Annotated in this window: 18 protein-coding genes; 10 read left to right on the forward strand and 8 right to left on the reverse strand. The window is 72.6% G+C overall.

The genetic code is table 11. The features are described from left to right. The 3 genes from C1J01_RS15580 to C1J01_RS15590 form a co-directional block, all read left to right on the forward strand. Positions 1-234: LysR substrate-binding domain-containing protein (locus tag C1J01_RS15580; protein ID WP_220039930.1), on the forward strand; the 234-nt coding region annotated here is incomplete at its 5' end. A 221-nt stretch (positions 235-455) separates the two neighbouring features. Further along, positions 456-1202, forward strand: coding sequence for a sigma-70 family RNA polymerase sigma factor (locus C1J01_RS15585; protein ID WP_111179685.1), 747 nt, complete (start codon positions 456-458; stop codon positions 1200-1202). Positions 1203-1306: 104 nt separating this feature from the next. Further along, the gene (locus tag C1J01_RS15590; protein ID WP_146615602.1) at positions 1307-2746 is read left to right on the forward strand and encodes an alpha/beta fold hydrolase; all 1440 of its coding nucleotides are present in this window, start codon (positions 1307-1309) and stop codon (positions 2744-2746) included. Positions 2747-2751: 5 nt separating this feature from the next. Here C1J01_RS15590 and C1J01_RS15595 read toward each other — a convergent pair whose 3' ends face one another. Beyond that, on the reverse strand, positions 2752-3240 hold the full coding sequence (locus C1J01_RS15595) for a GNAT family N-acetyltransferase (protein ID WP_181448764.1): 489 nt from the start codon (positions 3238-3240) through the stop codon (positions 2752-2754). Between the two features lie 33 nt (positions 3241-3273). Next, positions 3274-4314 (reverse strand): aldo/keto reductase, encoded by a 1041-nt coding sequence (locus tag C1J01_RS15600; RefSeq protein ID WP_111179688.1) that lies wholly within the window; start codon positions 4312-4314, stop codon positions 3274-3276. A gap of 114 nt (positions 4315-4428) precedes the next feature. Here C1J01_RS15600 and C1J01_RS15605 point away from each other — a divergent pair, with 114 nt between their 5' ends. After that, positions 4429-5058: a TetR/AcrR family transcriptional regulator gene (locus tag C1J01_RS15605; RefSeq protein WP_111179689.1), complete on the forward strand. Its 630-nt coding sequence runs from the start codon at positions 4429-4431 to the stop codon at positions 5056-5058. Between the two features lie 6 nt (positions 5059-5064). Here the strand turns inward: C1J01_RS15605 and C1J01_RS15610 are convergent, their stop codons facing one another. Next, positions 5065-6093 carry an NAD-dependent epimerase/dehydratase family protein gene (locus tag C1J01_RS15610; protein ID WP_111179690.1) on the reverse strand — a complete coding sequence of 343 codons (1029 nt, stop codon included), beginning with the start codon at positions 6091-6093 and terminating at the stop codon, positions 5065-5067. A gap of 136 nt (positions 6094-6229) precedes the next feature. Here C1J01_RS15610 and C1J01_RS15615 point away from each other — a divergent pair, with 136 nt between their 5' ends. Further along, positions 6230-7075: a helix-turn-helix domain-containing protein gene (locus tag C1J01_RS15615; protein WP_111179691.1), complete on the forward strand. Its 846-nt coding sequence runs from the start codon at positions 6230-6232 to the stop codon at positions 7073-7075. Here the strand turns inward: C1J01_RS15615 and C1J01_RS15620 are convergent. The 4 genes from C1J01_RS15620 to C1J01_RS15635 are packed head-to-tail and all read right to left on the reverse strand — an operon-like array spanning position 7065 to position 11467. Next, positions 7065-7784, reverse strand: a complete 720-nt coding sequence (locus C1J01_RS15620) for an SDR family oxidoreductase (protein ID WP_111179692.1) — start codon at positions 7782-7784, stop codon at positions 7065-7067. The two genes, C1J01_RS15615 and C1J01_RS15620, sit on opposite strands and share 11 nt — an antisense overlap. Beyond that, positions 7781-8584 (reverse strand): helix-turn-helix domain-containing protein, encoded by an 804-nt coding sequence (locus C1J01_RS15625; protein ID WP_111179693.1) that lies wholly within the window; start codon positions 8582-8584, stop codon positions 7781-7783. The genes C1J01_RS15620 and C1J01_RS15625 overlap by 4 nt, the downstream gene beginning before the upstream one ends. A gap of 25 nt (positions 8585-8609) precedes the next feature. Further along, positions 8610-10157 (reverse strand): AMP-binding protein, encoded by a 1548-nt coding sequence (locus C1J01_RS15630; RefSeq protein ID WP_111179694.1) that lies wholly within the window; start codon positions 10155-10157, stop codon positions 8610-8612. Positions 10158-10189: 32 nt separating this feature from the next. Beyond that, complete coding sequence (locus C1J01_RS15635) at positions 10190-11467, reverse strand: cytochrome P450 (protein WP_111179695.1); 1278 nt, start codon at positions 11465-11467, stop codon at positions 10190-10192. A 202-nt stretch (positions 11468-11669) separates the two neighbouring features. Here C1J01_RS15635 and C1J01_RS15640 point away from each other — a divergent pair, with 202 nt between their 5' ends. The 5 genes from C1J01_RS15640 (at position 11670) to C1J01_RS15660 (ending at position 17488) form a co-directional block, all read left to right on the forward strand. Further along, positions 11670-13091, forward strand: coding sequence for an aldehyde dehydrogenase family protein (locus C1J01_RS15640; RefSeq protein ID WP_111179696.1), 1422 nt, complete (start codon positions 11670-11672; stop codon positions 13089-13091). Between the two features lie 118 nt (positions 13092-13209). Next, a complete protein-coding gene (locus C1J01_RS15645) occupies positions 13210-13983 on the forward strand; it encodes an SDR family NAD(P)-dependent oxidoreductase (protein WP_111179697.1) in 774 nt (257 codons plus the stop codon). Positions 13984-13990: 7 nt separating this feature from the next. Beyond that, the gene (locus tag C1J01_RS15650; RefSeq protein WP_111179698.1) at positions 13991-15040 is read left to right on the forward strand and encodes an NAD(P)-dependent alcohol dehydrogenase; all 1050 of its coding nucleotides are present in this window, start codon (positions 13991-13993) and stop codon (positions 15038-15040) included. Positions 15041-15103: 63 nt separating this feature from the next. Further along, positions 15104-17020 carry a flavin-containing monooxygenase gene (locus tag C1J01_RS15655; RefSeq protein WP_111179699.1) on the forward strand — a complete coding sequence of 639 codons (1917 nt, stop codon included), beginning with the start codon at positions 15104-15106 and terminating at the stop codon, positions 17018-17020. 21 nt (positions 17021-17041) lie between these two features. Then, positions 17042-17488, forward strand: a complete 447-nt coding sequence (locus tag C1J01_RS15660) for an NAD-dependent epimerase/dehydratase family protein (protein WP_111179700.1) — start codon at positions 17042-17044, stop codon at positions 17486-17488. Between the two features lie 6 nt (positions 17489-17494). On the opposite strand, the gene C1J01_RS15665 is transcribed toward C1J01_RS15660, so the two are convergent. Beyond that, a complete protein-coding gene (locus C1J01_RS15665) occupies positions 17495-18193 on the reverse strand; it encodes an SDR family NAD(P)-dependent oxidoreductase (RefSeq protein WP_111179701.1) in 699 nt (232 codons plus the stop codon). Positions 18194-18293: the final 100 nt, after the last annotated feature.

Below are 18293 nucleotides of genomic sequence, written 5' to 3' on the forward strand. Positions count from 1 at the left end.
GTGCGGTATGAGGTGGGCGATTTCGCCGGGGTGGTGGATTTCGTGCATCACGGGCTGGCGGTGGCGATCGTGCCGCCGGCTGTCGTGGATCCGGCGGCGGGGGTGCGGTTGGTCCGGGTCGGCCGGCCTGCGCCGAGGGTGGTGATGTCGATCGCGGTGGCGGCGGATCGGGAGTTGAGCCGGGCGGCGTCGGCTCTGTTCGAGGCGATTCGGAGGAGCGCTTCGGACCGTTAGGGCGCGCGGCCCGGCATGTCGTCGATCAAGCGACTTGTCCCGTGCCGGAGGTGCGGGTGCTGCGCCGGGCCGGGTGTGGGGTGATCTGCGTCATGTGTGTCACAACGGGCGGGCGTGCGGTGTCTTGAGGGCGTAAGCCTGCGAGCGAAGGAGACGCCATGACCGGCACCACCGAAGCGGCGGTCCGCTACGACGATCAGGCAGTCTGAGGCGGCGGGCCGGTGACTTCCGGGTCGCCCCGCGCCTATCTGGTGCGGATCACGACCCGGCTGGCGCTCAACCGGCTGCGGACGATGCGGCGGCGCAAGGAGGCGTATGTCGGGCCGTGGTTGCCGGAGCCGCTGCTCACCGCGCCGGACGTGGCCGAGGACGCGGTGCTCGCCGAGAGCGTGTCGATGGCGTTGATGATCGTGCTGGAGCGGTTGTCGCCGACGGAGCGTGCTGTTTTCGTGCTGCGTGAGGCGTTCGATGTGGGTTATGACGAGATCGCGGCGGCGGTGGGGAAGAGTCCGGCGGCGGTGCGGCAGATCGCGCACCGGGCTCGGCGGCATGTCGATGCGTGCCGTCCGCGTGAGGTGGTCTCCCCGGGGCAGATGCGGGCGGCGCTGGAGTCGTTCCGGCGGGCGTTCGAGACGGGGGATCGGCAGGGGCTTCTCGACGTGCTGGCTCCTGAGGTGGTCTTCGTGAGCGACGCGGGCGGCGTCAAGCGGGGTGCGCTGCGGCCGGTGGCCGGGGCCGAGAGGGTGGCCCGGTTCATCGTGGGCGGTCTCGGCAAGGCCGGGGGTGCGCTCACCGGTGATCCGGCCGTGGTCAACGGCAGTCCGGGGCTGTTCGTCCGGGTGGGCGGCGAGCTCGACGGCGTGCTGGCGTTCAGTGTCGTGGACGGGCGGATCGCCGGTCTGTGCTACGTCCGCAATCCGGAGAAGCTGACCCGCGTCGGGGTCCGAGACCCGGTCACGTTGCGCTGAGCCCTCCGGAAGGGGGAGGAGCGGGGTCCCGGATCGCCGTCGTGGCAACGGTTCCGGGGGAGGAGGAAATCGGGCGGCCGCGCGAGCAGGCTGGAGCCATGAGGATGAGCGGATGGCTGGTCGCGGCGCTGGTGCCGGTGCTGCTGGCGGCGTCGGCGCCGGCGGTGCGGGGCGAGGAGCGGCTGCGGTGGCGCGAGTGCGAGGGCGCGGGCGTTCCGGCCGGGATGCGGTGCGCGGCGGTGGAGGTGCCCGTGGACTGGGCGGAGCCGGACGGGCGGAAGGTCACGCTGGAGCTGGCGCGGCTGCCCGCCACGGAGCCGGCGCGCCGGATCGGCGGCGTGCTGGGCGTTCCCGGCGGGCCGGGCGCCAAGGGTATCGAGGACCTGAAACGCGCCGCGGGCGATCTGACCGAACTGCGCAGGCGGTTCGACCTGGTCGCCTACAACCCGCGTAACACCGTCTGGCTGGATCGGCTGCCGCCGTCGTGTCTGGAGCCGGGGACGTCGCTGGACGAGCCCCGCGATCGCGGGCAGTTCGAGGCGCTGGCCGCGAGGATGGCCAAGGCGTTCCGGGCGTGCCGGGGCGATGATCGCACCGGACTGTTCGCTCACCTGGATTCGTTGTCGGTGGCCAGGGACATGGACGCCGTCCGCCGGGCGCTGGGCGAGGAGCGGCTGAGCTTCATGGCCAACTCCTACGGCGGGGTGCCCATGGCGGCTTACGCCCGGCTGTTCCCGCACCGTGTTCGGGCCATGTACGTCGACGGGGTGGTGAACCAGACGGTCGGCTGGCCGCGGCAGGCGTTGCTGACCTTGTCGCGCGCCGAGCGGGTGTTCGGCAGGTTCACCGCGTGGTGCTCGGCCACCCCGGCCTGTGCCCTGCACGGTGAGGACGCCGGTGCGGTCTGGCGCGAGCTCACCCGGGAGGCCGATCGCCGGCCGATCCCGGTCACCTCGCCGGAGTTCGGCAAGGGGGAGCTGACCGGGTCGCGGTTGAAGAGCTTCGGTTTCGCGGGATTCCTCGGCGATCCGGGGCCGGGGAACGCGCGCTGGCTGGCCTTCGCGGACGCGGTGGACAGGGCCAGGCGGGGGGACGGGTCCGGTTTCGCCGATGTGGTGCTCGGCAACGCGGCCGTCTGGGCCATGCCGGGAGCGCTCGCGATGACGTGCGGGGACGAGCGCGGGTACACCGGCTACGAGCAGCTCGCGGAGGCCCGACAGAAGGCGCGGAAGGTCTCGGCGAACCTGGCGGGCGTGTCGTTCGACGCGCTGGGCTGTACGGGGTGGCCGCTGAAGGTGGCCAACCCGTCGCGCCCGCTGCCGGTTCGCGGCCTGCCGCCGGTGCTGGGGGCCGGCAGCACGTGGGGCGACCAGGCGCTGACGGAGAGCTTCACCAGGATGATCCCTGGTTCGGTCACGGTCGGTTATGACGGGCCCGGGCACGTCATGTATCTGTCGGGCAAGCAGTGCCCGATCCGGCACGCCATCCGGTACCTGATCGACCTGAGGCTCCCCGGGCCGGGCACCGTCTGCCCTGCCGAATGAGCGGCTCACGCGTTCCCCTCGTCGAGGGTGCGCGTCAGGCGGATCGCCTCCTCCCGGAAGCCCAGGGCGGCGTAGAAGCGGCGGGCGGTGGTGTTGGCGGCGCCCGTCTCCAGTGTCAGGTGGCGCACGCCCTGCCGGCGGGCCCAGGTCTCGGCCGCGGCCATCAGCTGCCGGCCGACCCCGCCGCGTACCGCGTGCGGGGCGACCGCCAGCTCGCCGACGTAGGCGTCGACCGTTCCGGTGAAGTGCTGGTGGGTGTTGACGGAGACCACGCCGACGACGCCGTCGTCGGTCTCGGCGACGAACACGGCGCCGGGTCGGTCCCCCTCCGGGGTGAGGGATCCGGCGAGCCATTGCCGGGCCGCCTCCACGACCGCCTCGGGGTCGCGCCACTCCGCCACGCCTTCGGTCAGCCGGTGGGCCAGTGTCAGGACGGCGTGGCGGTCCTCTTCACGGATGGGCCGTATCCGCACGCCTGGGTGCTCGACGTTCATGGCCCTCAGCATGCCGAACGGCAGGGGTTCTGGTCAGGCCTGGTTGGCGGCCGGGGTCCGGGTCGGGGCGAACCACTGCTGGATCCAGTGCGGGTAGGCGGTCGGCGGCCGGCTGACCTCGTCGAGCTCGGCGAGGTCGTGCTCGGTGAGGGTCAGGTCGCCGGCCGCGATGTTGTCGATGAGCTGTTCCAGCTTGCGGGCGCCGACGATGACGCTGGTGACGGCGCGCTGGGCGAGCAGCCAGGCGATGGCGACGCGGGCCGGGCTGACCTCGTGCCGCGCGGCGACGGCCCGCAGCACGTCCAGCACCTTGAAGCCCTTGTCCTCGTCGAACGGCACGAAGTCGAAGCCGTTGCGGGCGCGGCGGGAGTCCGGTTCGGTGGTGGCTCCGCCGCGGTCGAACTTGCCGGTGAGGAAGCCGCCGACGAGGGGCTGCCACACGGTCAGGCTCATCCCGGCGTCTTCGGCCATGGGCACCAGCTCCTGCTCGGCGTCGCGTGACAGCAGCGAGTAGTACGTCTGGTTGGCGACGAACTTGGCCTGGCCGTGCAGCGCGGAGATGCCCAGCGCCTTGCTGATCTGCCAGGCGGTGAGGTTGGAACAGCCGATGTAGCGGACCTTGCCCTGACGTACGGCGTCGTCGAGTGCGCTGAGCGTCTCCTCCAGCGGCGTGAGGTGGTCGTAGTTGTGGATCTGGTAGAGGTCGATGTAGTCGGTGCCGAGGCGGCGCAGGCTGTCCTCCAGGGCGCGCATCACGTGCAGCCGGGTGAGCCCGTGGTCGTTGGGCCCGGGGCCGACCGGAGCGATCAGTTTGGTGGCGAGCAGCACGTCGCGCCGGCGTGGCCCGAGGGCCCGGCCGAGGAGTTCCTCGCTCTCGCCGTCGGCGTAGACGTCGGCGGTGTCGATGAAGTTGATCCCGGCGTCGAGGGCGGTGCCGACGAGCCGGTCGACGTCCTGCTGCCCGAGTGCGCCGTGGGTGCTGTACACCGGGTGGTCCTTGCCGCCGAACGTCATGGTGCCCAGGGCGATCTCCGAGACCCAGACTCCGGTACGTCCCAGCAGACGGTATTTCACCAGTTCTTCCTTCCAACAGATTCTTGGTCGCTACGTCTGGACAGCGTGTCCAGAAATTACGCTACACGAACGCCGGCGTGTGACGTACGCTGCCGGGCCGCCTAGGATCCGGACATGCCTTCGATCACCCGACGCCGCACCGTGAACGTCGGCCGGCCCACCTCGGCCGAGGCGGACATCCTGGCCGCGACGCAGCGTCTGCTGATCAACGGCGCGAATTTCACCGAGCTCGGCGTGCAGCAGATCTCGGCCGAGGCCGGCGTCGCCCGCTCGACGTTCTACAACCACTTCCGCGACAAGATCGACCTGCTCATGCGGCTGGCCACCGAGCTGATGAGCTCGTCGTTCGACGTCACCTCGGCCTGGGAGCCGTCGCAGGGCGTCGACCGTCTCGCGGAGGTCTTCGTGCAGGTGGTGCGGGTCTACCGGGAGCACGCCGCCGTGCGGCGGGCGCTCGCGGAGGTCGCCGCCTACGACGCGACCGTGCGCGACTTCTGGGGCAAGGAGCTCGACCACTTCACCGCCTGGACGCTGCGGGTGTTGCGGGCCGAGCAGGAGGCGGGCCGCACCCCCGCCGGCGTCGACCCGGTGAGCGCCACCCGGCTGATCGTCATGGGCGGCGAACGGGCCCTGGTCGACCACGTCACCGCGGGGGACCCCGGTCATGACGCCGCGTTCGCCCGCGAGCTGGCGCTGACCTGGTGGCACGGCGTCTACCGCCGTCCCGCCGACCAGCGGTCCTGAGGGTGATCAGGGGGTGACGAGCGACCTGGCGAGCATGCTCTCGGCGGCCGCGAGGATCGCCTCGCGGGACGGGCGGGGCCGCACCCCGAGGATGCGCCGGGCCTTGTCGGTGCACACGTCCTTCACGACGTTCAGGTCGGCCGCGACGGAGCGGAACTCGGGGTTGACGCGGGCGGCGAGGCGTACGACGAGGTCGGGGATGGTGCGGGTCGGAGCCTTACGGGCCGCCTCGCCGAAGTGTTCCCTGAGCAGGGCGCCGATCTGCTTCATCGCCATCGCCGGCGCGTCGCCGGCCAGCAGGAAGCGCTCTCCTGCGGCGCCGTCGGCGGTCATCGCGGCGACGTGGGCGGCGGCGACGTCCCGCACGTCGACGATCGGCACGTACAGGTTCGGGTATCCCGGCATCCGCCCGTCGAGGATGCGCTGCACGATGTGGTTCGCGCCTGAGACGTTCTCTCCCATCACGGGGCCCATGACCGCGACCGGCAGGATGGTGGTGAGCTCGAGGCCGCTGTGCGACCGCGCGAAGTCCCAGGCGGCCCGCTCGGAGAGGATCTTGCTCTTTCCGTAGGCGTCGACGCCCGGTCCGTCGAGGGGAGACCAGTCGTCCTCGGTGAACACGCCGTGGGGATGCGCGTGACCGAAGCCGGCGGCGTGGAAGGCCGAGGTCAGCACGCATTGTTTCACGCCCGCGTCGTGCGCCGCGCGCAGCACGCGCAGCGCGCCGTCGCGCGCCGGGACGATCACGTCGTCGTCGTCCTTCACCCTCCCGATGGGCACGGGCGAGGCGACGTGCAGCACGAAGTCCGCGCCGCGCGTCGCGGCGGCCCAGCCGTCGTCCTTCATCAGGTCGGCTTCGAGGACGTCGAGAGCGTCGCCGCGCGTCATGCCCGCGCGGGCCAGCGCCGCGCGGACGCCTGCCTCGCGAGACGACCATCGAACGGTGGTGCGGACCCGGTGGCCGCGTTCGAGGAGTTGGAGGATGCAGTGCCCGGCGATGAAGCCGGACCCGCCGGTGACCAGAACAAGACTCACAGCTGTTCGTCCCTTCGCGTGTCGGTGGGGCTTGCTCGGCCATGCTCGCCAGGGGCGGCTTCGTGGGCCAGGTTCCTCGTGACACTGGTAGCGGCAGGGACAGGACCGCGCGGCGTCCGGTGATTACCGTGGGGGCATGAGCGACGAGCAGAACCTCCTGGGTGACTTTCTCCGCGCTCGCCGGGAGCTCGTCAGCCCGCGGCAGGCCGGCATCCCGGTGCTGGGCGTGCGACGGGTGCCCGGTCTGCGCCGGGAGGAGGTCGCGATGTTGTCCGGCATCAGCGTCGAGTACTACCTGCGTCTCGAGCAGGGCCGGGACCGGCACCCGTCCGGGCAGGTCCTCGCCTCCATCGCGCGGGTGCTCCAGCTCGACGACGACTCCACCGCCTACCTGATGGGCCTGTCCGCCGGCCGGCCGCGCCCCGCCCGGCGGCGTCCCCGCCGGGAGGTGGTGCCGGACAGCACCCGCACGCTGCTGCCGCGGCTGCCGTTCCCCGCGTTCGTGGAGGGCCGCTACCTCGACGTCCTGGCGGCGAACCACCTCGCCGGCGCGCTGTCCCCGCGTTTCACACCCGGCCACAACCGGCTGCGGGACCTCTTCCTCGACCCCGCCGAACGCGACTTCTTCTCCGACTGGGAACTCGCCACCGAAGGCATCGTCGCGACCTTCCGCCAGTCCGTCGGCACGGACACCGACGACGTGCGCTTCATCGAGCTCGTCGGCGAGCTCTCCCTGGCCAGCCCCCGCTTCCGCGACCTTTGGGCACGTCACGACGTCCGGATCCGGCAGGGCGCCTCTCTCAGCTTCGACCATCCGCAGCTGGGCGAGCTCCGCCTGCATCGCGAGAAGCTCGCCATCGCCGGCACCGACGGCATCATGCTCGTCCTCTACCACCCCGAACCCGGCACGAGCGACGCCGACAAGCTCGCCCTGCTCTCTTCCGCGACGACGAGCACCCCCCACCAGGGGGTCACAGGATGAGGCCGCCGGTGGCGCGGAGGTTCTGCCCGGTGATCCACTGGGAGTCGGGGCCGGCCAGGAACGCGACGACGTTCGCGATGTCGGCCGGTCGCCCGAGCCGGCCGAGAGCGGTCAGGGCGGCGGTCTGCCGCAGCGCCTCGGGCGGGTTGACGGCGTGCAGCAGGTCGGTGTCGGTCGCGCCGGGCGAGACGGTGTTGACCGTGATGCCGCGTACGCCGAACTCGCGCGCCGCGACGGCGGTGCACTGTTCGAGAGCGGCCTTGCTGGCGACGTACAGCACGTGACCGGGGGCCGGGACGGCGGTGCTGAGCGTCGAGATGTTGACGACGCGGCCGTGGTCGCGCAGCAGCGCCGCCGCGCGCCGCATGGCCAGCAGCGGGTATTTGGCGTTGACGGTCATCACCCGGTCGAACTCTTCGGCGGTGACCTGCTCGATCGGCGCGCGCGGGTTGACGGCCGCGTTGTTGACCAGGATGTCCAGGCCGCCGGCGACGGGTTCGAACAGCGCCTCGAGGCTGGCGGGGTCCTCCTGGTCGGCGCGGACGGCGAGCGTCCCGGCGACCGTGCGGGTGAGGTGCTCGGCGGCCGCCTTGTCGTCCTTGAAGCTGAACACGACCGTGGCGCCGTCGCGGGCCAGCCGTTCCACGATGGCGCGGCCGATGCCTCGTGAGCCGCCGGTCACCAGTGCCGTCTTTCCCTTGAGCGTCATGGCGGGAAAGGTAGGCGAGCAGGCGCGCGCCTGTCTTGAACGAATGCGAACAACTGGGTGGGCGTCAGCCCGGTCATCGCGCGGAACTCGCGGTTGAAGTGGGGCTGGTCGGCGTAGCCGCAGGCGACCGCGGCCTCCAGGCGAGCGGACGGGCTGATCAGGGTGTGCACGGCCCGCTGGAAGCGGGCGATCCTGGCGACCGTCTTGGGCGGCAGCCCGATCCGCTCGCGGAAGCCGAGCTCCAGGTAGCGGGTGCTGACACCGAGCGTGCGGGCCAGCCCCGCGATCGTCGTCGGGCGCTGCAGGCGCCACCAGGCGCGCGTCACCAGGTCGTCGCGGTCAGCGCCGGGATCGAGGGAGGAAGTCAGCTGCTCGTCCAGCAGCGCGAACCGCGCCCGCCAGCCGGGGGCGGCGGCCAGGCGGTCCGACAGCTCGGCGGCCCGCGGGCCGAGCAGGGCGTCGAGCGGGGCGCTGGTGTGCGCGAGCTCGCGCATCGGCATGCCGAACAGCGCCGACACCCCGGCGGGGGACAGGCCGACGGTCACGCCGTGCCGCCAGTCGGCCTGGGCGGATATCTCGGGAACGCTGCGGGGGCCGGTGACGACCGTCCGGCGGCCCGCGAAGTCGATGATCACCGTGGCGGCGTTCAGGGGCAGGACCCTGCGCCGCGGTACGCCGTCGCCGGTGGTGCGGAACCCGGCGTAGCCGATCACGTAGGGGCGCAGGCGCGGCGGCGCCGCGCCGGTGACCGACTCGCACGGCGGCAGCCCCGCCTGCGCCGGCAGGGAGTGCAGGTGCATGACCCCATCCTCGCGGGGCGGCGGGTCAGATCCGGCGGGAGACGCCCTGCCAGTACGGCTCGCGCAGCAGCCGCTTGTACAGCTTGCCGGTCGGGGTGCGCGGCAGCTCCGGCAGGAAGTCGATCGAGCGGGGCACCTTGTAGCCGGCCAGCAGGTCGCGGCAGAAGGTCATCAGCTCGGCGGGCAGGTCGTCGGTGGGCTGCACGCCGTCGGTGAGTTCGACGGCGGCCTTGACCTGTTCGCCGAACTCGTCGTCCGGGATGCCGAACACCGCGACGTCGCGGACGGCCGGATGGGTGATGAGCACGTTCTCGATCTCGGCCGGGTAGATGTTCACGCCACCGCTGATGATCATGTCGATGGTGCGGTCGCAGAGGAACAGGTAGCCGTCCTCGTCGAAGTAGCCGATGTCGCCGGTGGTGAACAGGCCGGCCCGGTGGATGGAGGCGGTCTTGTCCGGGTCGCCCCAGTATTCGACGTCGTCGCCGTTGGTGTAGCGGAACCAGATCTGGCCCTGCCGGCCGGGTTTGACGGGCTCGCCGTCGGAGTCGAGGATGTGGATCTCCGTGGCGGGCTGCGGGCGTCCGACGCTGCCGGGCTTGGCCAGCCACTGCCGTGAGCCGATGATCGTGTTGACGCCCGCTTCCGTGGAGCCGTAGTACTCGTTGACGATCGGGCCCATCCACTCGATGATCTGGCGTTTGACCTCGGGTGAACAGGGGGCGGCGCCGTGCCAGACGGCGACGAGGCTGCCGCCGGAGAAGGACCGCCTGGCGGCGGGGTCCAGGCGCAGCAGGCGGACGAACTGGGTGGGCACGAGGTGCACGTTGGTGATCGCGTGCCGGTCGATCAGCCGCAGCGTCTCGGCGGGGTCGAACGAGCGGCGCATGACGACGGAACTGCCGCCGAGCAGCGCCAGGAAGGAGAACATCCACTGGGCGGAGTGGTAGACGGGGCCGGCCAGCAGCGTGCGGGCCTCGTCGGGCACGGAGAAGGTGGTGGCGAAGTGGCCGGAGGCCAGGCTGAGGGCCTCGACGGGCGTTCCCGTCGTCGGCCGTTTGCGGCTGACGCCCTTCGGCCGGCCGGTGGTGCCGGAGGTGTAGAACATCGGGCCGCCCATCACCTGCTCCTCCGGCTCGCCGTCGGGTGCGGCGGCGAGGAACTGCTCGTAGGAGGTGAAGCCCGGCATGCCGGTGCCGAAGGAGATCAGGATGGGCAGGTCGAGCCCGTCCACGGCCAGGGACGCCTGCGCGGCGAAGGCCGGGTCGGAGAACAGCGCGCGCACGCCGGCGTCGCGCAGGACGTAGCGGAGCTCGTCGGCGGTCCAGTGCCAGTTGACCAGGACGTAGCGCAGGCCGATGTGGCTGGCGGCGGCCATGACCTCGAAGTACTCGCGCCGGTTGGCGGAGTGGACGGCGATGGTGTCGCCGGCGCCGAGGCCGGCCTCGAGCAGCGCGCGGGCCAGGCGGTCGACGCGCGTGTTCAGCTCGCGCCAGGTGGTGACGCCGTCCTCGTCGGTCAGTGCGGGTGCCTCGGGCCGGGTCTCGGCGTACGGGCGCAGCAGTCGGGCCATCCCTGGTCTCCGCTCTCAAGCTCGTCGGGGTGTCATCGTGCGATGCGCAGGGGAAGAGTGCGGGGGCCGCGGACCTGGCCGGGGGCCCAGGTGACGGCGCCGGGGTCGGCGAGGGTGAAGGAGGGGATGCGCTCCAGCCACACCTCCAGCGCCACCCGCAGCTCCATGCGGGCCAGGTGGGAGCCGACGCAGCGGTGGATGCCCAGGCCGAAGGCGGCGTGCCGGTTGACCTCGCGGTCGATGACCACCTCGCCGGCGCGGTCGAACTGCGCGGGGTCGCGGTTGGCGGCGGGGAACGGCAGCAGCACCCAGTCGTCGGCCTTCATGTCCACGCCGTTCCAGTGCATGTCCTGTTTGACCAGGCGGGCCATGGTGACGGGCGCGTAGGCGCGCAGGAACTCCTCCATCGCGGTCGGCAGCAGCTCCGGCTCGGCGACGAGCCGCTCGCGGTCGGCCGGCGTCTTGGCCAGGTGCCACAGGGAGGCGCCGATCGCGCTCCAGGTGGTGTCGATGCCGGCGATGAGCAGCAGGTTGATCGTGCCGAGCACGTGGCCGGGCTCGAGCCGGCGGCCGTGCAGCTCGGCGTCGAGCAGGTGGGTGGTCAGGTCGTCGCGCGGGTGGGCGATGTGGTCGTGGATCTGCTCCAGCAGATACTCCGACAGCCTGGTCAGGCGCCGCAGGCGGACCTCGGCCGGGGCGTTGACGTCCTCCAGGGTGTTCTCGACGAACGCGCCGAACTTCTCGCTGTCCTGCTGCGGGAAGCCGAGCAGGTCGGCGATGACCCGGGTGGGGATCTGCTTGGCGTACTCGCGGGCGGCGTCCACGACGTCGCGGCCGTCGAAGGCGTCGATGAGGGCGTGGCAGTACGCCCTGGTGCCGGGCTCCTGCCGGGCGACGGCGTTCTTGGTGAAGGCGGGCAGCAGCAGCTTGCGGGCGTCGTGGTGGAAGGGCGGGTCGGAGGAGATCGGCGGCGCGCCGCCGGCCGGGGCCAGGTCGGCGGGCGGCCGCATGTTGCTGACGATGATCGCGCGGGAGGTGAAGTGCTCGGTGTCGTAGGCGATGGCCGCGACGTCCTCGTAGCGGGTGGGCAGCCACGCGCCGCCGAACCGGTCGGTGTGGGCGATCGGGCAGCTTCGGCGCAGCTCGTCCTGGATCGGGTACGGGTCGGCCGCCCACTCGGGGTCGACGTGGGAGAAGTCGGTGGCCCAGTCGGTGACGGGATCGGTGACGATCTCGCTCTGGTGGCCGCTGAGGAACCGCTGCCTGCGGGTGCGCTGGAGGTCTTCGCCGAAGCGGTCGTCCACGGTCATGGTGCGGCTCCTTGGGCGCGATCACCGCTGCGCGCCCGGTTGACCGGCATCGCGGGCGGGACGCCCGTGATGCGTTTCCTGCAGGTATCGAAAATCCATTCATTTGAACTGTCAAGGGTGAGCGGACGGGCCTTCCCAGCTCGCAGCCGCCGTGATCTAATCCTTCTAGAATTAGAATCTAGAATTTTCCGAGGTGAGGGCGATGCCGCACCGGATCTATGTCGACGGCGAGTGGGTGCAGCCGAGCGGCGGCGAGGTCATCCCCGTGGTCGATCCCGCCACCGAGGAGGTCATCGCCGAGGTTCCGCGCTGCGACGCCAAGGATGTCGCGCGGGCCGTGGAGGCGGCGGCGGCCGCGCTGCCCGCCTGGTCCGCCCGCCCGGCCGCCGAGCGGGCCGCGCTGTGCGCCGCCGTCGCCGCCGCGCTGGAGGAACGCGCCGAGCGGCTCACGGACACCATCGTCGACGAGCTCGGCATGCCGCGGAGGCTGACGCGGCTCATCCAGGTGGGGGCGCCCATCAGGACGTTCGCCTTGATGCCGGAGGTCGCCGCCGCCGTGGAGTTCGAGGAGCGGCTCGGCGGCTCGGTGGTCTACCGGGACCCGATCGGCGTCGTCGGCGCCATCACCCCGTGGAACTATCCGCTGCACCAGATCGCCGCCAAGCTCGCGCCCGCCCTGACGGCCGGCTGCACGGTGGTGCTCAAGCCGAGCGAGGTCACCCCGCTCAACGCGTTCGCGCTGGCCGAGGTGATGCACGAGGCGGGGTTCCCGCCCGGCGTGTTCAACCTGGTGTGCGGCGTCGGGCCGGAGGCCGGGGAGGCGCTGGCGGCGCACCCGCTGGTCGACATGGTGTCGTTCACCGGCTCCACCCGCGCCGGGCGGCGGGTCGCCGAGCTGGCCGCCGCGACGGTCAAGCGCACCGCGCTGGAGCTGGGCGGCAAGTCGCCGAACGTGCTGCTCGACGACCTGGACGACGCCGCCTTCGAGGATGCCGTGCGCAAGGGCGTGGCGGCGTGCTACCTGAACTCCGGCCAGACCTGCTCGGCGCTGACCAGGCTGCTGGTCCCGCGCGAGCGGCTGGCGGACGCCGAGCGGATCGCGGCCGAGGAGGCGGAGACGTACACGCCGGGCGACCCGCGCGACCCCGCCACCCGGCTGGGGCCGCTGGTGTCGGCCGTGCAGCGCGAACGTGTCCGCGAGCACCTGCGCGCCGCCGCCGAGGACGGCGCCGTCACCCTGACCGGCGGCACCGGCGCGCCGGACGGGCTGGAGCGCGGCTTCTACGTGCGGCCCACCGTGCTGACAGGTGTCGCCCCCGAGTCGCGGATCGCCCAGGAGGAGATCTTCGGACCGGTCCTGGTCGTCCTGCCCTACGCCGGTGAGGACGAGGCGGTCCGGATCGCCAACGGCACCGCGTACGGGCTGGCCGCCGGCGTGCGCGGCGCCGACGCCGAGCGCGCCCACCGGGTGGCGCGGCGCATCAGGGCCGGGCAGATCCGCGTCAACGACGGCGCGCACAACGGCCTGGCGCCCTTCGGCGGGTTCAAGCAGTCGGGGTACGGCCGCGAGTACGGCCGCTTCGGCCTGGAGGAGTTCCTCACCACCACGACCCTCCAGCTCTAGGCCGGGGGCGCGACGCGGGCACGCCTGTCGAGGTCAAGCGACGAGCCGGTGCCGGGCCGGCCAGGTGGTGGTGACCCGCTCGCCGGTCACGTTCTGACATCCGGGAAGGCAGGTGCGCATGGCGCTCGCGAACGGCGACTACGCAACGGAGTTCGAGGGGCGCGCCGCCCTCGTCACCGGCGGCGCGTCCGGGATCGGCCTGGCCGTCGCCCGGCGGCTGGCCGCCGGGGGCGCGGCCGTGGCGGTCGCCGACCTCGACGAGGCGGGGGCCGAGCGGGCCGTCCGCGAGCTGAGCGCCGCCGGGGCGCGGGCGCTCGCGGTGCCGGTCGACGTGAGCGACCCCGCGTCCGTGCGAGCCGCGGTCGAGGCCACGGTGGACGCGCTCGGCGGGCTGCACCTGGCCGTCAACAACGCCGGCGTGGCCGGCGCCGGCGGGCACGTCGGCGACCACGACCTCGCGGACTGGCGGCGGGTGATCGCCACGAACCTGGACGGCGTCTTCTACTGCCTGCATCACGAGCTGCCGGCGATCCTGGCCAGTGGCGGCGGCGCGGTCGTCAACATGTCCTCCGCCCTGGGCGTCAACGGCTTCCCCGGGCAGGCCGCCTACGTCGCGGCCAAGCACGGCGTCGTCGGGCTGACGAAGACGGCGGCGCTGGAGTACGCGCCGCGGGGCGTGCGGATCAACGCGGTCGGGCCGGGCTTCATCGAGACGCCGCTGCTGGACGACGTGGGCCAGGACGCCAGGCAGGTGCTGGCGAGCCTGCACGCCGCCGGGCGGCTCGGCCGCGCCGAGGAGGTGGCGGAGCTGGTGGCGTTCCTGCTGTCGCCGCGAGCGTCGTTCGTCCACGGCGGGTACCACCTCGTCGACGGCGCCTACTCGGCGCGCTAGGAGAGTCATGAGAGCGCTGTGTTACCGCGGCGACGCGGGCGCGCCCGTCGTGACCGCCGTGCCCGACCCGGAGCCGGGCCCGGGGCAGGTGCTGCTCAAGGTCGCCGCGGCCGGGGTCTGCCACTCCGACCTCGCCGTGATGAGCGTGCCCGGCCAGGCGCTGCCCTTCCCGCTGCCGCTGGTCCTCGGCCACGAGGGCGCCGGCACGGTGGCCGCGCTGGGCGCCGGCGTCACGCGCTGGCAGGTGGGCGACGCGGTCGCCGTGTACGGCGCGTGGGGCTGCGGCCTGTGCGCCGCGTGCGCCGAGGGCAGGGAGAACTACTGCCCGCGGGCCGCCGGGCTCGGTATCTTCCCGCCGGGGCTGGGCGCGGCGGGGGCGATCGCCGAGTACCTGCTCGTGGACGACGCCCGCCACCTCGTGCCGCTCGGCGATCTCGACCCGGTGCGGGCCGTGCCGCTCACCGACGCGGGGCTGACGCCGTACCACGCGATCAAACGCGCGCTGCCGAAGCTTCGGCCCGGCGGCGCCGCCGTCGTCATCGGCGTCGGCGGGCTCGGCCACGTCGGCGTGCAGCTGCTGCGCGCCCTGAGCCCCCCCACCGTCGTCGCGCTCGACGTGTGCGAGGACAAGCTGGCGCTGGCCCGCGAGGTCGGCGCCCACGAGACGCTGCTGTCGGACGAGCACGCCGCGGCGGCCGTCCGTGAGCTGACCGGCGGGGTGGGCGCCCGGGCGGTCTTCGACTTCGTCGGCGCGCCCGCGACCGTCGCCCTCGCCGGCGCCGTCGTAGGCATGGACGGCGACATCGTGATCGTGGGGCTGGGCGGCGGGCGGCTGCCCGTCGGGTTCGGCGCGCTCCCGTACGGGACGACGGTCTCCACCACCTACTGGGGCACGCGCGCCGAGCTGATCGAGGTGCTGGACCTCGCCCGGACGGGCGCTGTCGAGGTCCACCTCGAGACCTACACCCTGGAGCAGGCGCCGCAGGCGTACGCGCGGCTGCACGACGGCAAGGTGCGCGGCCGCGCGGTCATCCTGCCCGGCGGCCAACAATCTTGAAACCGGATTCCAGAATCTATGGCGTTCGAGGAGAGGCGTGAACCGCTACCGGGAGGTGACCGCATGACGTGGGCCGCCGAACCCATCACCGGCGGCGACGACGTCATCCGGCGCGCGCTGCTCGACGCCGAACTCCCGTCGCTGCTCGCCGCGCTCGGCGCCGCCACCGGCGATCCGGCGCTGCTGCCGGAGCGGCTGCGGCCGTCCCCGGCGAAGCGACTGCTGCCGCAGGGCGGCTACACGCTGCCGGAACAGGACGAGGCGCGCTCGCTGGCGTTCGCCGCGCTCACCGCCGCCCGCGACGGCCGGCTCCGGCTGCGCCGGGACCCGGTGGACGACGAGGCCACGATGCGCGCCGTGCGGTTCCTGGCCGGCGGCGACGCCGACCGCTACCTGCCGCTGCTGCTCGACGAACTCGCCGCCCCGCACGACCCGGCGGCCCCCCGGTGGCACAAGGACGACCTGGCCCCCGACCGGCCGTTCCACGTCGTCGTCGTGGGAGCGGGCATGTCGGGCCTGCTCGCCGGCCACCGGCTGGGGCAGGCCGGGATCCCGTACACGATCGTGGAGAAGAACGACGACGTCGGCGGCACCTGGCTGGAGAACGGCTACCCCGGCTGCCGCGTCGACGTCAGCAGCCACCTGTACGGCTACTCGTTCGTCGAGCACGACGACTGGCCGTCGTACTTCTCCACCCGCGACGTGCTGCTGGACTACTTCCGGCGCTTCGCCGACGACCGCGGCGTCCGCGAGCACATCCGGTTCGGCACGGAGGTGCTGTCGGCCGGCTTCGACGACGACACTCGCACGTGGAAGGTGCGGGTGCGCACCCCGGACGGCGGCGCCGACGTGCTCACCGCCCACGCCGTCGTCTGTGCGGTGGGCCAGCTCAACCGCCCCCACTACCCGGACATCGACGGCAGGCACGACTTCGCCGGGCCGAGCTTCCACTCGGCGCGCTGGGACCACGACGTCGACCTCACCGGCAGACGCGTCGCCGTGATCGGCACCGGGGCCAGCGCCTTCCAGTTCGTGCCGGAGATCGCCCGCACGGCCGGCAGCCTGGCCGTCTTCCAGCGCACCGCGCCATGGCTCGCGCCGACGCCCCACTACCACGACCCCGTCGCCGACGGCCTGCGCCGGCTGTTCCGGCAGGTGCCCGGTTACGCGCAGTGGTACCGCTTCTGGCTGTTCAACGCCAACGTTGAAGGCGGCCTGCCGAGCGTGCACGTCGACCCCGCCTGGCCCGCCGGCGAACGCGCGGTGTCGGCGGTCAACGACGAACGCCGAGCCCTGCTCACCGCGTACCTGGAGCACCTGTTCGCCGACCGGCCGGACCTGCTGCGCGCCGCCGTCCCCGACTACCCGCCCGGCGCCAAACGCATGCTGCGCGACAACGGCGTGTGGGCCGCGGCGCTCAAACGCGACAACGTCACCCTCGTCACCGACCCGATCCGCCGCATCACCGAGGACGGGATCGTCACCGCGCGGCAGGCCTACGACGCCGACGTCATCGTCTACGCCACCGGATTCTCCGCCTCCGACTTCCTCGTGCCGATGACGGTGACCGGCCGCGGCGGCGCGGACCTGCACAAGCGGTGGAACGGCGACGCCCGCGCCTACCTCGGCATGACCGTGCCGGAATTCCCCAACCTGTTCCTGATGTACGGGCCGAACACCAACATCGTCATCAACGGCAGCATCATCTTCTTCTCCGAGTGCCAGGCGCACTACATCCTGCAGTGCCTGCGCCTGCTGCTGCGCGACGGGCATCGGGCGCTGGAGTGCCGCGAGGACGTGCACGACGCGTACAACGAGCTGGTCGACGCCGCCAACCGGGAACGGGCCTGGGGGGCGTCCACGGTGAACAGCTGGTACAAGAACGCCCACGGCCGGGTCTCGCAGAACTGGCCGTTCACCCTCATGGAGTACTGGGAGAGAACCCGTCTGCCCGACCCGGACGACTACCGCCCGCGGTGACCCCCGCCGCCCGCTTCTGCCATGATCGGGCGGCACGCGCGGAGGGAGTCGTCATGGGAGGTGCTGGTGACCGGGGCCACCGGAGGGATCGGGACGGCGCTGGTCGGCGCGCTCACCGCGGCGGGGCATGAGGTGACCGCCGTCGGGCGCGACGTCGGGCGGCTCGGCGTACGGGGGATCGAGGCCGATCTGGCCGACCCCGGGACGCTGGCCGCCGCGGGGGAGCTGCGGGAGCTGGCCGACTCGCTGCGCGAGGAGGAGGCCGCCCACGGGATCCGCGTCACCACCGTCTATCCCGGGGCGACCGCGACCGACCTGCTGGGCGAGGTCAGGAACGCCTTCGGGAGCCCGTACGATCCCGAGGCGTGCATCCGGCCGCGGACGCTGGCCGAGATGATCGTCTGGGTGCTGAACGCCCCCGCCGACTCCTACCCGTGCGAGCTGTCGGTGCTGCCGTCGCCTCGTTGACGCCCTTCAGGACCAGGCGATCTCACCGGTGCGGCCGACGAAGCGCCCGGAGCCGGCGCCGGGCTGCTCGGTGGCGAGGCCGACGACGGCGTCCGTGCCCTCGGTGACGGTCTGGGGGCCGCTGAACCCGTTGAGAGCGGTCGCCGTGTAGCCGGGATCGGCGGCGTTGACGCGGATGTCCGGCAGCCCCTTGGCGTACTGGGTGGTCAGCATCGTGAGCGCCGCCTTCGAGGCGGTGTAGAGCGGCGCGACCACCGACGACTCGGCCCGCGACGGGTCGTGGGTGTAGGCGAGCGAGCCCATGCCGCTGCTGACGTTGATGATGACCGGATCCGCTGACCGGCGCAGCAGCGGCAGGAACGCCGTGGTCGTCCGCACCACCCCGGCCACGTTGACGTCGAGCACGCCGAGGGCGTCGGCGCCGGTCAGCGCGCCGGGGTCGCCGAACGGGCCGTGGACGCCCGCGTTGTTGACCAGGACGTCGATCCGGCCCTCGTGATCGGCCACGTCCGCGGCCGCGGCCGCGACGGAGGCGTCATCGGTCACGTCGATGTGCACGAAGCGCGCGCCGAGCTCGGCGGCGGCCTTCGCGCCCTGCTCGCGGTCGCGGGCCCCGACCAGCACGGTGTGACCGAGGCCGACGAGGCGGCGGGCGGTCTCACGGCCGAGCCCCTTGTTCGCCCCGGTGATGAAAGTGATCGTCATGTGGCCATGGTCGGATCGGCCGGGGCGTCCGGCCAGGGACGCCTCCACGGTAGGAACAGCAGTACCACCATCGGGGTCGCGTACTGACGGATGATGGATG

Origin of the sequence: Nonomuraea aridisoli (assembly GCF_003236395.1) — a bacterium.
Classification (GTDB): domain Bacteria; phylum Actinomycetota; class Actinomycetes; order Streptosporangiales; family Streptosporangiaceae; genus Nonomuraea; species Nonomuraea aridisoli.

Bases quoted from the DNA above. Each gene is read 5' to 3' on its own strand.
- C1J01_RS15590 (WP_146615602.1), top strand. From the start codon at position 1,307: ATGAGCGGATGGCTGGTCGCGGCGCTGGTGCCGGTGCTGCTGGCGGCG.
- C1J01_RS15595 (WP_181448764.1), bottom strand. From the start codon at position 3,240: ATGAACGTCGAGCACCCAGGCGTGCGGATACGGCCCATCCGTGAAGAG.
- C1J01_RS15605 (WP_111179689.1), top strand. From the start codon at position 4,429: ATGCCTTCGATCACCCGACGCCGCACCGTGAACGTCGGCCGGCCCACC.
- C1J01_RS15615 (WP_111179691.1), top strand. From the start codon at position 6,230: ATGAGCGACGAGCAGAACCTCCTGGGTGACTTTCTCCGCGCTCGCCGG.
- C1J01_RS15620 (WP_111179692.1), bottom strand. From the start codon at position 7,784: ATGACGCTCAAGGGAAAGACGGCACTGGTGACCGGCGGCTCACGAGGC.
- C1J01_RS15625 (WP_111179693.1), bottom strand. From the start codon at position 8,584: ATGCACCTGCACTCCCTGCCGGCGCAGGCGGGGCTGCCGCCGTGCGAG.
- C1J01_RS15630 (WP_111179694.1), bottom strand. From the start codon at position 10,157: ATGGCCCGACTGCTGCGCCCGTACGCCGAGACCCGGCCCGAGGCACCC.
- C1J01_RS15635 (WP_111179695.1), bottom strand. From the start codon at position 11,467: ATGACCGTGGACGACCGCTTCGGCGAAGACCTCCAGCGCACCCGCAGG.
- C1J01_RS15640 (WP_111179696.1), top strand. From the start codon at position 11,670: ATGCCGCACCGGATCTATGTCGACGGCGAGTGGGTGCAGCCGAGCGGC.
- C1J01_RS15645 (WP_111179697.1), top strand. From the start codon at position 13,210: ATGGCGCTCGCGAACGGCGACTACGCAACGGAGTTCGAGGGGCGCGCC.
- C1J01_RS15650 (WP_111179698.1), top strand. From the start codon at position 13,991: ATGAGAGCGCTGTGTTACCGCGGCGACGCGGGCGCGCCCGTCGTGACC.
- C1J01_RS15655 (WP_111179699.1), top strand. From the start codon at position 15,104: ATGACGTGGGCCGCCGAACCCATCACCGGCGGCGACGACGTCATCCGG.
- C1J01_RS15660 (WP_111179700.1), top strand. From the start codon at position 17,042: ATGATCGGGCGGCACGCGCGGAGGGAGTCGTCATGGGAGGTGCTGGTG.
- C1J01_RS15665 (WP_111179701.1), bottom strand. From the start codon at position 18,193: ATGACGATCACTTTCATCACCGGGGCGAACAAGGGGCTCGGCCGTGAG.